The sequence below is a fragment of the Eggerthella sp. AM16-19 genome (genome assembly GCF_003474385.1).
Lineage (GTDB): Bacteria > Actinomycetota > Coriobacteriia > Coriobacteriales > Eggerthellaceae > Senegalimassilia.
On record NZ_QUCY01000019.1, the window covers coordinates 1 to 14,776 of the forward strand.

General features: G+C 63.4%; 11 protein-coding genes. 2 read left to right on the forward strand and 9 right to left on the reverse strand.

Features of this window, described 5'->3' with window-relative positions:
• Positions 1–49: 49 nt before the first annotated feature.
• The 5 genes from nrfD to DW178_RS08085 form a co-directional block, all read right to left on the reverse strand.
• A complete protein-coding gene (gene nrfD, locus DW178_RS08065; protein ID WP_118350484.1) occupies positions 50–946 on the reverse strand; it encodes an NrfD/PsrC family molybdoenzyme membrane anchor subunit in 897 nt (298 codons plus the stop codon).
• 7 nt (positions 947–953) lie between these two features.
• On the reverse strand, positions 954–1,496 hold the full coding sequence (locus DW178_RS08070; RefSeq protein WP_042432438.1) for a 4Fe-4S dicluster domain-containing protein: 543 nt from the start codon (positions 1,494–1,496) through the stop codon (positions 954–956).
• A gap of 3 nt (positions 1,497–1,499) precedes the next feature.
• On the reverse strand, positions 1,500–3,704 hold the full coding sequence (locus DW178_RS08075) for a molybdopterin-containing oxidoreductase family protein (protein ID WP_118350485.1): 2,205 nt from the start codon (positions 3,702–3,704) through the stop codon (positions 1,500–1,502).
• Between the two features lie 59 nt (positions 3,705–3,763).
• Entirely contained in the window at positions 3,764–4,456 is a 693-nt protein-coding gene (locus DW178_RS08080) for a molecular chaperone TorD family protein (protein WP_052297751.1), read from the reverse strand.
• A gap of 109 nt (positions 4,457–4,565) precedes the next feature.
• Positions 4,566–5,255 carry a ferredoxin-like protein gene (locus DW178_RS08085; protein WP_042432432.1) on the reverse strand — a complete coding sequence of 230 codons (690 nt, stop codon included), beginning with the start codon at positions 5,253–5,255 and terminating at the stop codon, positions 4,566–4,568.
• Positions 5,256–5,640: 385 nt separating this feature from the next.
• On the opposite strand from DW178_RS08085, the gene DW178_RS08090 reads away from it, so the two are divergent.
• Positions 5,641–7,779 (forward strand): aldehyde ferredoxin oxidoreductase, encoded by a 2,139-nt coding sequence (locus tag DW178_RS08090; RefSeq protein WP_118350486.1) that lies wholly within the window; start codon positions 5,641–5,643, stop codon positions 7,777–7,779.
• Between the two features lie 179 nt (positions 7,780–7,958).
• Here DW178_RS08090 and DW178_RS08095 read toward each other — a convergent pair whose 3' ends face one another.
• Complete coding sequence (locus DW178_RS08095; protein ID WP_118350487.1) at positions 7,959–9,176, reverse strand: YdhW C-terminal domain-containing protein; 1,218 nt, start codon at positions 9,174–9,176, stop codon at positions 7,959–7,961.
• A complete protein-coding gene (locus DW178_RS08100) occupies positions 9,173–9,832 on the reverse strand; it encodes an iron-sulfur cluster assembly scaffold protein (protein WP_118350488.1) in 660 nt (219 codons plus the stop codon). Before DW178_RS08100 ends, DW178_RS08095 begins: the two co-directional genes overlap by 4 nt.
• Positions 9,833–10,184: 352 nt before the next feature.
• Here DW178_RS08100 and DW178_RS08105 point away from each other — a divergent pair, with 352 nt between their 5' ends.
• A complete protein-coding gene (locus DW178_RS08105; RefSeq protein WP_286168607.1) occupies positions 10,185–11,918 on the forward strand; it encodes a response regulator transcription factor in 1,734 nt (577 codons plus the stop codon).
• Positions 11,919–12,036: 118 nt separating this feature from the next.
• On the opposite strand, the gene DW178_RS08110 is transcribed toward DW178_RS08105, so the two are convergent.
• A complete protein-coding gene (locus DW178_RS08110) occupies positions 12,037–12,672 on the reverse strand; it encodes an IMPACT family protein (RefSeq protein WP_118350489.1) in 636 nt (211 codons plus the stop codon).
• A 7-nt stretch (positions 12,673–12,679) separates the two neighbouring features.
• Positions 12,680–14,776 carry a Na+/H+ antiporter gene (locus tag DW178_RS08115; RefSeq protein ID WP_158574113.1) on the reverse strand — a complete coding sequence of 699 codons (2,097 nt, stop codon included), beginning with the start codon at positions 14,774–14,776 and terminating at the stop codon, positions 12,680–12,682.

Here is a 14,776-nt window from a genome sequence, read left to right on the forward strand (position 1 = left end):
CCCGCTCCCCGCGGTCGGCGCGGGGCCGGGCGCCCCGCCCCGCGGGCGGCTAGAGCGTCCAGGCGACCGTCATGGTCACCGGCAGCGCGGCCAGCAGCACCAGAAGGCGCAGCACGAAGCCGCCGACCAGCACGCCGATGTCGGAGCCGGCGCTGATCATGTGGGCCTTGCGGGACTCCTCGAACTCCTTGGGGCTGAAGAACAGCATCTTGGTCTCCAGCACCGTCGGGATCACCAGGCCCACGGCGACGAACAGCACCCAGAAGACCACGGCGTACCTGCCGCACACCAGCGCCTGCACCGAGGCCAGGCCCGCGGTGGAGTTGGTCGCCGTGATGAACAGCAGCGCCGCCACCAGCAGCATCTCGATGCACGGGAAGCAGAAGTGGAACTTCTTGAGCACGCCCACGCGGTTGAACTCCTCGGGGCACTTGAACACGCCGGCCAGCAGCACGGCGGCCATGCCCGTGGACACGGCAGACACCAGGAACAGGATGGGCAGCAGCGCGTTGTTCCACAGCGGGAACGTCTTGCACACGCCCAGCAGGCAGCCGGTGTAGATGGCCACGCAGATGCCGAGCACCGCGCCGACGATCTCGAGCCACATGGGCACGCGGCGCTTCTTCAGGTCCATGACCAGCGCGACCAGCGCGACGATCACGAACGCCGCCAGGATGACGACGCCCCAGGTCATCACGGACCCGAAGTTGGTCAGCAGCAGCGCGAAGCGCAGCGGGTTGTGCAGGCCCGCCTTGGCGTCGAACATCAGCAGCACGAGGCCGACGATGACGACGATCGGCGCGATCCAGTGGCCGAGCTTGCGCATGGTGACCGCCTCGGGATGGCGCCAGGCCAGGAAGGCCGAGGTGGCGAACGCGCCGCCGCCCAGGCCGCCTAGGAACAGATAGCAGGCGATGATGCCGCTCCAAATAGGTGTGTACTCCATCTCAGCATCACCTCACGTAATAGACTTTGGACTTGGTAAGGTCGCCGGCGATGGGGGCCGCGTGCGTGGCGGCGATCTCCTTCACCAGCTCGCAGTCCGGGTCGTCCAGGTCGCCGAAGATGCGCGCGCCGGTCGGGCAGGCCGTCACGCAGCTGCACATCTCGGTGCCGCTCGTGTAGTTGGACACGTTGCAGAAGCGGCACTTGTCGACGGCGCCGGTCTTCTCGTTGCGGTTGCGCACCTGGTAGGGGCAGGCGGCCATGCAGTACAGGCAGCCGATGCAGCGGCCCTGGTCGACCTCGACGATGCCGTCGGGGCCGATGTGGGCTGCTCCGGTCGGGCAGACGCTGGCGCACGGCGCGTCCTCGCAGTGCATGCACTGCAGCGGCACGTGCTCGACGCTCACGCTCGGATACTCGCCGACCTCGCGCTCCTCGAAGCGGATGAACGAGTCAGTCGGATCCAAGCCGTTCTGGCGCTGGCACGCGGTGCGGCAGGCGTAGCAGCCGATGCACTTCTTGGTGTTGATAAGCATTCCATAGCGTGCCATATGCTATGCACCTACTTTCTTGACGGTGACGACGGCCTCCTGGGAGCAGATTCCGCCGTAGCCGGGCTCGATGCGGAAGGGCACGTAGTCCATCTGGCGCAGGCCGACGCCGTACGCCGTCTTCTCCTCCTTCGAGGAGCAGCCGTAGTGGCTGGGCATGTACAGCGCGTCGGGGTTGATGCGCTGGGTGACCTTCACCTGGACCTTGCCCGTGTGCTGCTCGTTGGAGACCTCGACGGTGTCGCCGTCGGAGATGCCGAGCTCCTCGGCGCGCTGGGCGTTCATCCACACGCGCTCGAGGCCGTACTGCTTCGTGATGGCCATGAGCGGCTCGCTGTTGGCGGTCTGCGTGTGGGTGTGGATGGCCTGCTTGCCGCCGATCAGGCGGAAGGACTTGCCGTCCTCGGGCACGGCCACCGCGGGCTCGAGCCACTGCGGGGTGCGGGGCAGGCCCGCCTTCTCGCAGGCATCGGAGGCGAACTGGAACTTGCCGGAGGGCGTCTTCCACTTCGGGTACGAGCCGTACTTGAACGCCTTCTCGGGGAAGGTGCTCACGCCGCAGGCGCGCAGGCCGTCGAGGGACAGGCCCACGGTCTTGAGCTGTGCATCGGCGAGCTCCTCGACGGTGAAGTCGAAGTACTGGCCCACGCCGCAGGCATCGGCCAGCTCGGAGAAGATCTGGTCGACGGGCTTGGTGTTGGGATGCACCTTCTCGATGACCTGGTCGCGGATGGCCACGGCCGGGATCTTGCCGCCGTAGAACTCGGGGAGCTCGAGGCGCTCGAGGTAGCTGGTGTCGGGCAGGACGTAGTCGCACGCGTGGCACGTCTCGGTCATCTGGACGTCGATGCACACCGACAGCTCCAGGTTGGCCAGGCACTCCTGCAGGTAGGCCGGGTTGGAATAGCCCGCCACCATGTTGGAGTTGTAGAAGAACATGCCCTTCATCTTGCCTTCCTTGGCAAGCTGCGCGGCGTAGACGTTGACGCCCATGCCGGACAGGGACAGCGGGTACTCGGACTGGCCGGCGATCTTCGCCTCGACCTTGGGCACGGGCGGGAACTTGGCCTTGTCCACGTCACCGGCCTTGACCGACGCGCTGAACAGGGCGCCGCCCTTCTGGTTCCAGCAGCCCAGAAGGCCGTTGAAGCAGGCCACGGCGCGGGCGGTCTCGCCGGAGTTGGCATAGCTGCAGCCATAGGCGCCGCGCCAGCTGGGCTCGATGCAGGCGGCCGGGGCGCACTCGGCGAACTTCACCGCGATGCGCTCGATGTCGATGGCCTTCAGGCCGGTGATCTCAGCTGCCCACTCGGGCGTGTACTGTCCCAGGGTGGCGGCCCACTCGTCGAAGCCGGTTGCCTGCTCGGACACGAACTTCTTGTCGTACAGGCCGCGGTCGACGAGCACGTGGCTCATGGCCAGCACCAGCGCCAGGTCGGTGCCCGGGTTGATGGGCAGCCACTCGTCGGCGAAGGCGATGGAGTTGTTCAGGCGCGGGTCGACCAGCACGATGTACGCGCCGTTCTCGTGCGCCTTCTCCAGGGCGTGCAGCTGGCTCGGGCGGATGGCGTCGGCGTAGCTGCGGCCGATGAACATGCAGGCCTTGGCGTTCTCGACGTCGGCCAGGTAGTCGCCCGCGCCGATGACCTGCGTGAAGCCGGAGTTCTTCGACATGTTGCAGGCCGCGCCGTGCGTGTACACGTTGGCGCTGCCGAGCGCCTGCATGAAGCGCTTGGTGTAGTAGGAGCCGGACGGGCGCGGGTCCTGGACCATGGCCAGGGCCTCGGGGCCGTCGGAGCCGATGATGGACTTGACCTTCTCGGCGATCTCGGAGTAGGCCTGGTCCCAGCTGATCTTCTCGAACTCGCCCTTGGCGTTCTTCTTCAAGGGGTCGGTCAAGCGGTCCTCGGAGTAGGCGATGGACGCGTAGCCGTATGCGCGGCCGCACAGCGTGCCCTCGCAGTGGGGATGGCCGGGCTCGCCGATCATCTTGGTGAGCTTGCCGTCGACCACGTACCCCTTGAACCCGCACTTGGAAGAGCAGGAGTTGCACAGCGAGTAAGCGGTGTGGGATTCCACATCCTTCGTCCCGCTCGCGTCAGCCTGCTCCCAGGCGCCGAAGCTCATGAAGCCCGCGCCGGCCGCTACTGCTGCGACCCCGGCGCTGCCGGCCAGAAAGCTTCGCCTGGTAATAGCGTTTTCTGACATTGCTGATTCCTCTCTATATGCATCCTGCGTCATCGTTTCATCCATGATGCGAACCGCCATCAAGCCGTCTGGTCGGACTCGGACTCCGCGCGCTGTTCCGCGCAAATGCCCAAGATCACGTCGACCAGGCTGATGTAGAACCGCGCGTCATCGTCAAGCTTCAGCAACTTCAACCGGTAGTCGGTCAACCAATCAAAGCGCTCGGCCACAAACTGTCGAGCCTCGGCGTCCATGCCGCTTCGCAGCAGAACTGCCACCAGGTCAAGCTCCAATGCCAGGTGATCGGGGCAGTCGGCGTATTCCGCCGGCACCTCCAGGCCCAGCTGCTCGATCAATGCCCGCATGTAACGCGCCGAAGCGCCCAGGTACAGGCCCTTCTGCTTGCCGATGAGCGGATTCACGTTGTCGGGAGTGTTCCAATCCGTGTACAGCGATTCCACCGGAATCGCCGACTGGGGAAGCCCTCCGGTGAAGTGACGCGCCGCAAAACCCTGCTTCTCATCGAAAAGCGGAGGGCAGAACAGCTCGTCGACCTCGTTGGCGGAAAGGAATTCCTGCATGGGCGCGCGCACATGCATGCGCTCGATGGGGGTTGCCTGCTTGCCGAAACGCGTGTCGTCCTGCAAAAGACGGCGAACGCCGTCCATGAACTCGGCCCAGGCCGCGCTGCGCGTCATCTGCTTCCATTCGTCCTTCTCGACGGAACCGAAGCACTTCGAAAGCACCGAGAACACCGCTGCGTCGTCCATCATCTCGCGCTCACTCCTTTCCTTGGTCGCGGTTATAAGGTCTTCGACCTTTCACATCCCGCGCTTGCCGCGCGGGCGTTCGCATCATGCGAGGTATATCGCCCCGAAACGATTACGCGGTGACCGCGGTCGTCGTACGAACGATGCCCTCGTCGATGATCTTCTGCGCGATATCCTGCCAATCGATGAACTGGATGGCGCCGTTGGGGCACTGCTCCGCGCAGCGGCCGCAGGAGATGCACTTCGTGGACACGCCGGTCTCGGTGTCGACGCGGGGCATGTTCCAGGGGCAAGCCTGGCTGCACATGCCGCAGCCGATGCACTTCTTGGTGTCGACCGTGCGGGCGCCGGTCTTCTCGTCGGCGTAGATGGCGTGGACCGGGCAGTACTTCACGCACTGCGCGTCGGCGCACTGCTTGCAGTGCTCGACGGTGAACTCGCAAGCACCCTTGCCGTCGCCGAAGGAGCCGTCGCCGGTGTCGGCGGACTTGCCCCAGTAATAGTTATCCCACACACGCACGCGGGCGATGTGCTGGCACACGCGGCCGTCGTTCTTCAACGTGCACATCATCTCGCAGCGCTGGCAACCCGAGCAACGGGCGCGATCGGTGACGATCATCTTGGTGGGCGTGGTGCGCAGCTCGATGCGGCCGGATGCGATGGACTCCTGGGTGACGCCCCAGCTGGCCAGCGCGCCGCCGACGACCAAACCTGCAACGCCGCAGCCGGCCATGGCCAGCACGTCACGGCGGGTGATGTTCTTCTTGACCGGGGCGCTGCCGCTTGTATTCGTATCTGACATTCTCAGTACTCCCCCTCACATATATTGGTGAGTCGCTACCTTGCGCCGGTTCCTCCCTCAGCCGAGGCCTCGTCCGCCTCGTCCCTTCTGATTTCCGGCGCACACTCTTCGCCCTTTCCGGGTCACGCAACGGTAAGTAGTATGCGGCTCACCTCTTTTTCGGTATCCCCTCTTTGGGGGTCAATGCGGTCGAATTTGTCCCCTCATTCGCCGGAAAATCCAATCCGTTCGCCGTTTACCAGGCCATTTCCATAAATTACCCTCAAAGAGGGGATACCCGATTCATAAGGTGCGCAACACTGCCCAGTGACGAATTGTCGTCTGCACCCGAATCGCCCGACATGTCACGCAACGCATGTATCGAGAAGAGATTTGGAGATGCAACATGGCTGACGAGAAGTCATACGGCTGGGCCGGCAAGATCCTGCGCGTCAATCTGACGACGGGCAGCATCACCACCGAGTCCACCGCACCTTATAAGGAATACATCGGCGGCATGGGCCTTGCTAACAAGATCATGTACGATGAGGTGCCCGCTGGCACCGATCCTCTTTCCGAGGAGTCCAAGATCGTTTACGCCGTCGGTCCGCTGACCGCTTCCGGCGTGCCGCTGGCTGGCCGTACCACCATCAGTTTCCTGTCCACGTTCAGCAAGGACCATCTGGTCGTCGACGCACACTGCGGCGGCATGATCGGCGCCCGCATCAAGCTGGCCGGTTACGATGCCATCATCGTCGAGGGCAAATCCGACAAGCCGGTGTACCTGCACATCAAGGACGATCAGGTCGAGATCAAGGACGCCTCCTTCGTCTGGGGCATGGGCACCCGTTCCACCACCGAGGCTTTGAACCGCCTCGAGGGCAACCGTGCCTGCGTGGCGACCATCGGTCCTGCCGGCGAGAACCTGCTGCCCTACGCCGTCATGATGAACTCCCGTAACCACTCCGCCGGCGCTGGCCTGGGCACCATCATGGGCTCCAAGAAGCTCAAGGCACTGGTCGTCGAGGGCAACGGCAGCGTGAACGTCAAGGACCCGAAGGCCCTGGCCGATCTGTCCGACTACATGCTGCGCGAGATCGTCGGCTCCAACAACAACCATGTCGTGCCGTCCACCCAGCAGGAATGGGCAGAGTACTACGACAAGGGCACCCGTTGGACTGCTCGCAAGGGCCTGTACTGGGCCGACGCCGAGGGCGAGCCGATCGAGACCGGCGAGCCGAAGCCGGGCGAGATCAACACCGTCGGCTACCGCTGCATGAAGACCACCAAGGACGAGGGTCCCGAGGCCGAGAAGTACACCATCAAGATGAACGGCTGCCACAGCTGCCCGATTCACTGCTACTCCGACATGCGCGTGCCGAACGCCAAGAAGAACGGCGGCTTCGAGATCACCGGCAACACCTGCGTGCCGAACTTCCCGTTCTCCATTTACATGGTGAAGATCCTGGGCGAGCACACCTCCGTCAAGGCTTCCACCGAGGACGGCCTGATCTGGGACCAGGTTGTCGGCGGCACGATGGACGACCTGGGCATGTGGTGCAACTACGCTCAGATTTACCGCGACATCGCGCACTGCGTGTCCAAGGGCATCTTCAAGAAGGTGCTGCCCGAGGCCGAGTACAACATGTTCGACTGGCAGAAGTTCGAGAAGAACGATCCAACTATCATGGTGGAGCTGCTCAAGCACATCGCCCAGAACGACAACGAGATGTCCTACCTTGGCCACGGCCCGCTCGTGTGGTGCCCGCGCTGGGACGACATGGAGTGGTTCGACACCACCGCTAGCTGCCTGATCAACTACCGCGGCTGGCCGGTGCACCATGCAATCGAGTCTTACGGCCAGGTCGGCGGCCTGCTGAACATGGTGTTCAACCGCGATCCCATGATCCACTCGCATCAGAACATGCTGCAGTGCGGCCTTCCGCACGAGCTGAAGCAGCAGATCGCTGCCGAGCTGTGGGGCGGCGAGGACGCTCTGGACGCCGAGAAGGACTACAAGCCGATGAACGAGCACAAGGCGAACTTCACGTGGTGGTCCATCGTCACCGACGTGCTGCATGACTCGCTGACGCTGTGCAACTGGGTGTGGCCGATGGCCCAGTCCCCGTCGAAGAGCCGCAACTACCGCGGCGACCTCGACCTGGAGGCCAAGTTCTACAAGGCCGTCACCGGCGAGGACATCACCACCGACGAGCTGTACAAGCGCGCCGCTAAGATCATGACGCTGCAGCGCGCCAACACCGTGCGCGGCATGACCGACAAGGACGGCAAGATGGGCTGCAACGACTGCCGCACCATCCACGACGTCATCACCCAGTGGCCGTTCACCAAGGATCCGGACAAGGAGCCGTTCACCAAGGGCACCGACAAGATGGAGAAGGAAGACTTCCAGAAGGGCCTGACCATGCTGTACGAGAAGTTTGGTTGGGATTCCGAGAAGGGCTGCCCGACGGCCGACTGCCTGGACTACTACGGCATGGACGACGTCAAGGCCGAGCTGCAGAGCCTGAACCTGCTGCCGTAAACGCTAAGCTGGCAAGCTAGACCGGCAAAGCAAGCTTGAATCGCAAACGCCCCCCGTTGCGCAGACAGCGGGGGGCGTTTTTGCGCTCTAGGGTTAGCAAAAAAAATGCGTCCCGAGCGAGACTGCTCGGGACGCATTGCGTTGCGCATGGCTGCTGCGCGCTAGGCCCTCATCGGGCATTACACGTCGGCAGGGCGCTCCACCGCATCGTATTCGGCCAGCGATGCCGCATAGCCGGACTCGAGGTACTGCGTGGAATAGTAGTACACGTCGCCGTTGGATGCCTCGGTGCGCTCGATGTCCGGATAGTTGCCGGAATCGCGCACAGCCTGCCACGTTTCCTCGATCTGATCGTCGGTCATGCGGAAGGGCGGGTTCTTCAGGCACTCGGCGGCATACGGGCGAGGATACACGCGCGAATCCTCGCGCACGCACTCGACGAACGTGACCACCGGATTGTCCTCGGCCGCCAGGAACGCCCAGCGAGCGTAGCTGGCAGTCATGAGCGTCTCATCGTACAGGTAGTAACTGTGCATACCCATGAGCACCTTGATGCGGTTGCACTTGATTTCCTTGCGCACGGGCGCGGCGCTCTCGTCCTCCACGAGCACCCATTCGCCCTCGATCTGCTCAAGGCGGTAGCCCTCGGGGATGCGCAAGCCGGCGAAGGGGCTCCTGTCGTTCTCGGCAGGCTGCTCATCTTCAGCTGCGCTATCAGGGGAACCCGGGGCGGGCTCGGAAGCCGCAGGCGTTGCGGCGACGGCGGCGCTTTCGGCGGATTCCGCAGCGTTATCAACCTGCACGGAAGCATCAACGCCCGCGGCCGACTCGGCTTCAGCGGAATCCTCAACGGCTTCCGGCGCCTTATCGGCAGCCTTCGCCTCGTTGTCGACCTCGATCTGCTCAAGGCGGCGGTTCGGGATCTTCGGGGGCACGCCCACCGCTCGAGTGGCAGAACGCACCGCGGCGGCCTTCGCGCGCTCGGCGGCGCGCTCCGCCTCGATCTCGTCCTTGTGTTCCGCCTGGTAATCCTCGAGCCATTCGTACACGAACATCTCGAAGTCCTCGGCCGTCATATGCTCGGGCACCAAACCGATCTCTGGCCAACGCTCGGGCGTGACCAGGTGGCTGTCGGCAGACTGTTTGCGCACGTCATCGAATACATCGGCAAGCGCGTTGTTCTCCGCCAGCTCACGTGCGGCCGCAAGCTCCTCCTCCGTGGGCTCGTCGGCCGTCTCCCCTTCAAGCGTCTCATCGACGCCGGCTGCGGCAGCTTCCGCATTCCCAGCGGCTGCGACGCCCTGGTTGGCGGCAACCTCCCCCACCGCCGATTCCGCGTCTTCCGAAACGACATCCTGACCCAGAGGCTCTCCGGCCGTCTTCATCTGCTCGCTCATTTCGCCTCGCCGGCCTTCTGCTTCGCGATGGCCTCGTTAACCCTCATCTCGACGCGCGTGTCGCGCAGGCTGCAATGCTCGCACATCAGGCACGCCACCGACATCTCGTCGCAGGGCAGCTTTTCGTCCATCTCCGAGAGCGACATGCCGCAACGGTACATCCAGTCGCCCACCAGGCCGCGCACGGCCTCGATGGCGAACAAGGTGGTATGGCCCTTGCCCTTCGGCACGCCGTCTACCGCAAGCTCCACGTCCTTGGGCGTCAGTTCCAACGCCTGCGAGAACGTCTTGCCCTCGATCATGGAGCAGATGGCGCTTGCGCAGCCGGTCATGGCAAGACACCCGCGGCTCTTGAAGCCCACCTTCACGAACACCGGGTCGGCAACGGAGTCGTCGACCACTGCGAACAGGCGCAACGCCACCTCGCCGCGCTTCGACTTGCCCACCATGCTCTGCACGTTGAAGCCCTCGGGCTTGCCAGCGTTCTTGAAGTTCGCCACAATGGCGAGCATCGTTTCCGAGTAGCCTTCCACGCCGTTGTCCAGCTCGGTCTGATACACGTCCTTCGTGCGAATCAGCGCACGGTCGTCCGGCTCGTGGTAGATGTCACGGCCCTCATCCGGCTCATCGAACGTGATTTCCTGCTCGTTCACCATATCGATACCCCCTACAGTTAACGTTGCTGTTACTATGCATTATTTCCCTTATGTTATGATGGCGAACATGGCGTTTCGCGCATACCCTCTTTGAGGGAATATGCGAACAAGTAAGCCGGCCTTTTTGGGGAGAGGGACGGCCACCTGGCAAATCGCGCCGCATATACCAGGAGGATCAGTGAGGATCAACGAAGCGGGCAATTCGATCGCTCAGCGCGCACAAGGGCGGGGAGGGGCATCTGCCTCCGGACAACCGGCAAGCGCTTCAAGCGCCGTCGGTGCGAAGCCGAGCGCTCGAACGCGCACAGGCCGCCTTGCGCCCGACGACGCCGCTCACCCTATGCCAACCGGCATGAAGCTCCTCAGCCTGTACATCCCGCTCCTCCCCTCCATCTTGGGCCTGTGCTTCGCGCGCGCGGGGCTTATCGTTGCCGGCTACGGCAGCTATACCCACACCGATGAGGGGATATTCACCGATGGCAGCATGCTCGTGGCGCTTTCCTTCATGGCCGTTATCCTGCTTGTCATCGGAACGCGGAAGATCCGCCTGAAGAAGCGCACCACCAACCGCATCATGCGCACGTGCGTTGCATTGGAGGCGCTGTGCGTGCTGCTGCTTCCCCTGGCCCACATTGCAGGCACCTTCTGGCCGAACGTGCATTTCTGGCTATGCGCGGCCGTCACGTTCTTCGCATCGTTCGCCATCTTCTATTGGCTGCGCCGCGCACGCGGATGCGGCAGCACCACCGCCGTGCTGTATGTGTTCAGCGCCCTTGCCATCAGTGAGGTGGAGATTTACGTTTGCTCGCTCATCGGCACCTACGGCTTCTACGTTGCCGCCGCTCTCTCCCTCCTGCAGTTCCCCTGCATGCTGAGCGCGCGCAAGAACAAGCTGGCGAACGATATCGAGTCGTTCACGCCCAACGACGACTTCTTCGGATTCGCCACCACGTTGCTGTCGAGCAAGCGCTTCCTCACGGCGACGGCAACGAGCATCGGCGTGCTCTCCATCGTGGACGGCTTCTTGCGCGGCTACCCCGACGGTACGCCCATCGCGTTCCAGCCCGCCACCCGGGTTGCATATGGCCTGCTCACCATAGCCATTTGCGTCATCGTCATTTCCTTGATGATGCACAAGCGCAAGAGCGTCATGACCGTGGGCATGTTCATCCTCTTGGAGCTGTTCGCGTGCGCTGCACTGGTGCTGTATGCGGCTTTCCCCGATATGCCGGACATCGGCGCGGTGTTCACCACCACGCTCAATGCGCTGCTGGTAGCATTCACCTGGTACATCATCATCGCATTTATGAGCTTCGGCTGGCGCGACCCGTATTACTATGCGCTGGGCGGCTGGATCGTGTGGCTCGGCTGCCGCGCCATCGCGCGCGTGACGCTGATAAACGTGCAGTCGCTTTCCACGAACGACCTGCTCATCAACGCCATCATGGGCACCTGCGTGGTCATCTCCACGCAGGTGGCGCTCGGCCAGTTCCTCAAGGTCTCCCAGATGGAAGCCGATGAGCGCCACGATCTGCACGTACGCCGCATGGAGCGCCTGGAGAAGCAGCTGTCGCGGGCGCAAGCGAATGTGGAAGCGCTCACGATCTTGAAAAACAACGCTGGCGAATACAGCGAGTGCGCCGCTTGCGCAAATGCGGCGCCTATGGGCGCCGGTGCCGCCGGTGCGGTCGGCACCCCGAACCCCTTGCAATGCGCAGGGGTAATGCCCATCGAAAGCGTCGATCAGGGCGAAACGGCGGACGAGAGCCGCAACGCGCAGCCCGGTTCCAAACGCGGGATGCGGCTGGTGCGGCTGATGGGCCTTGACGAGGGCGATTCCATCGCCGATATCCGCAAGGCCACCATGCGAAACAATGCCGAACAGATGGGCAAGCAGTTTCTGCTCTCCGACCGCGAAATCGAGGTACTTGCGCTGTACGCGCTGGGTTGGACGCAGAAGCGCGTAGCTGAGGAGCTTTACATCAGCCCCAGCACCGCACACGCCCACATCAAGCGCATCTACGCGAAAACGGGCCTGCACTCCCGCCAAGAGATCCTGGATTTCATGGACCAGTACACGTCCTAGGGATCGGGAAAGATGACGTTTCCGGTAAGCGCCGCGTCAAAAGGAGCCGTACACCACCCGTTGGAAAACGTCACGCTAGAAGGCGGCGCGCTAAAGGCGCTGCTTCCGAGGCGGCAAGTTAAAACGCGGCGTCTATGGGGTCGCTTATCTCCACGTCCTCTTGACCTCGCTCTAGCGCCGTCAGCACTTCAAGCAGGGGCTGCTGCGTGCCGTCGAGCATGCGCAGGTTCATGGTAACCGCATCGGCGAAGTCGGTTGACAGCACCTTGGCGCCGTGGTCTTCCGCCAAGCGCATCAGCTGCTCGTAACGCGGGTACGCTATGCGGATGCGCAAGTCCACGCAACGCGACACCACCACCAGCTGCGCGGCATCGATACCCGCCTGGGTTGATTGCGTATACGCACGCACCAGGCCGCCCGTACCCAGCAACACGCCGCCGAAATAACGCGTGACCACGCACACCACATCGGTCAGCCCCGCATGCTGCAGCACCTCGAGCGTGGGCAGGCCCGCGGTCTTCTGAGGTTCGCCATCGTCAGAATAGCGAACGCGCCCTACGGCGCCCGCGCCGCCCTGGCGCAGGATGTACGCATACACGTTGTGACGCGCCATGCGATTCGCCGCGCGGATCTCCTCAAGGAACGCCAGCGCCTCTTCCTCGGTCTCAACGTGGGCCAAGCTGGCGATGAAGCGGCTTTTCTTCTCCTCGATCTCGGCGACGGCGCGCCCCTCGACGGTGGTGTACGAGCTCATTCGGTTCCTAATCTCCAATGGTCATTTGAAGCAAGTATACTTCTTCGCGCAAGTTGCGCGCCGTCTCGCGGCTGATGGCGCCCTCGTCGCGCATCGCCTGGATCTCCTCAAGCTCGATGCGCAGGGCGTCTGCCTCCACATCGGACACGCGCGCTTTGATCACCTGGATCTTTTGCGTGTCCATGCCCTCTAGCGCACCGCGCATGCCGCCGGCGTCCATACCGACGACGCTGCCCGCAACGTTGGCGCTGGCCAGCTTCTCCGGCTCATTGGCCGCGCGCAAAAACGCCAGCGTGGAGCGGCATTCCGCCGCAAGCACGCCCGCACCATCGGCGATTTCCAGGTTCTCGTCGGTCATGCGAAGGTTGTAGTACGCAAGCGCGCACTCCTCCAGCTCGATGCGAAGCTGACGATGCTGCTCGATCTTCGATTCATCGTCCACCACGTGGCGAACCGCGCGATCGACGCGGCGCGCCGTGTGCACGGTGCCCACCTTCAAGCGACTCCATACCTCGCCCAAAGCTTGTCGGCGCGTATGCGCACGCAGAAGCGTGCGTCTTGAGCTTTCAAGGCGCTCAATCTCGCGCTCACCTTCGGCGCGGGAAATGCGTTCTTCGCGGATATACTTATCCACCTGGGCTTTCTGCTGCTTGATGGCCGTAGCGCGAAGCTCGAGCAAGCACGGGGCCGAGGTGTTCTTGCGGCGCAACCGCTTGATGCGCTCGCTGTACTGCCGGACGACGATCTGCGTGGCAGCCTCGTTAGTCGGCGTCTTCTGTTCGCGCACTTGGCGGATGACGCGTTTGAGGATCTCGATGTGCGCCGCATTCACCGCTTGCTCGTCCCGCTCGTCAGCCTGCTCTTTCGGCGCAAGCAGCGGCACCACGAAGTTCGCCAACAGCAGCGTGCACAGGATGACGCCCGATGCCAGGAAGATCAGGTTGTCGCGCTGAGGGAACGCCTCACCCGTCGAAAGGGTGAACGGGATGGTCATGATGATGGACAGCGTGATGGCGCCCTTCGGGCCCGAAAGCGTGGTGACCAGGGCATCGCGCATCAGCTGACCGCCCGTGCGCGGCTTGGAGCCGCGATGCACGCGCTCCATGATAAGCACCCACAGGAAACGCACACCGACCACCAGCGCCGTGACGAGCAGCACCAAGGCGCACAGCAGAAGCGAGCTGGTCTCGCTGCTGTGCCAGGACGGCATGACCGCCTTCGGCAGCTGCATGCCCAGCATGACGAACACCACGCCGTTGATGACGAACACGAGCGCCTCCCACACGCTGTTCGACGCAAGCTTCAGACGCGCGGCGGCAGGCGTTGGCTTATGCGGCATCAGCGCGATGAGCAGGCCGGCAGCCACCACGGCCAGGATGCCGCTTGTGCCGAAATGCTCGGCCGCCAGGAACGTGATGAAAGGCGTGAACACCTCGAACACCACATGCACTGTGATGCTCTCGTAGCCGTAGCTACGGATGGCGCCGAGCGCCAGCACCGCCAACAAGCCCACCACCAGGCCGACCGCGATGCCGCCAAAGAAGCTGATGGCAAAGCTTTGCGCGGCATTGGCAAGGGAAAACGAACCCGTGATGGCCGCAGCTATGGCGAACTGGAACGAAACGACGCCCGATGCGTCGTTGATGAGCGCCTCGCCGGAGAGCAGGGATTTCTGACGGCTGGACAGGTGGATATCCTTGCCAAGGGCCGAGACGGCCACGGCATCGGTGGGCCCCAACGCCGCACCCAGGGCGAACGCCGCCGCAAGCGGGATGGAGGGCTCGAGCCAGTTCAGCACGAAACCGACCACCAAAACCGTGGCGAGCACCAAGCCGACTGCAAGGGACACGATGGCCCCCTTGTTGTCCCACAGCCCACGTTTGCTTGCATGCCGCGATTCGTCGAACAGCAATGGAGCGATGAACAGCACAAGGAACAGCTCAGGATCGATTGCCACGTCGACGGGCGTGCCCACCAGCAAGATGATGACGGCGCCTAGCGCGATCTGCACCAGCGGCAACGACACGCGCGGGGTGACCTGATCGAGCACGGCGGAGACAAGCACCGCCGCCAACAACAGCAACACGAACTCGAGCATTTCCAT

Coding starts and splice junctions, on each gene's coding strand:
- nrfD (WP_118350484.1), bottom strand. CDS start 946: ATGGAGTACACACCTATTTGGAGCGGCATCATCGCCTGCTATCTGTTC.
- DW178_RS08075 (WP_118350485.1), bottom strand. CDS start 3,704: ATGTCAGAAAACGCTATTACCAGGCGAAGCTTTCTGGCCGGCAGCGCC.
- DW178_RS08070 (WP_042432438.1), bottom strand. CDS start 1,496: ATGGCACGCTATGGAATGCTTATCAACACCAAGAAGTGCATCGGCTGC.
- DW178_RS08100 (WP_118350488.1), bottom strand. CDS start 9,832: ATGGTGAACGAGCAGGAAATCACGTTCGATGAGCCGGATGAGGGCCGT.
- DW178_RS08080 (WP_052297751.1), bottom strand. CDS start 4,456: ATGATGGACGACGCAGCGGTGTTCTCGGTGCTTTCGAAGTGCTTCGGT.
- DW178_RS08090 (WP_118350486.1), top strand. CDS start 5,641: ATGGCTGACGAGAAGTCATACGGCTGGGCCGGCAAGATCCTGCGCGTC.
- DW178_RS08115 (WP_158574113.1), bottom strand. CDS start 14,776: ATGGAAATGCTCGAGTTCGTGTTGCTGTTGTTGGCGGCGGTGCTTGTC.
- DW178_RS08105 (WP_286168607.1), top strand. CDS start 10,185: ATGAAGCTCCTCAGCCTGTACATCCCGCTCCTCCCCTCCATCTTGGGC.
- DW178_RS08095 (WP_118350487.1), bottom strand. CDS start 9,176: ATGAGCGAGCAGATGAAGACGGCCGGAGAGCCTCTGGGTCAGGATGTC.
- DW178_RS08085 (WP_042432432.1), bottom strand. CDS start 5,255: ATGTCAGATACGAATACAAGCGGCAGCGCCCCGGTCAAGAAGAACATC.
- DW178_RS08110 (WP_118350489.1), bottom strand. CDS start 12,672: ATGAGCTCGTACACCACCGTCGAGGGGCGCGCCGTCGCCGAGATCGAG.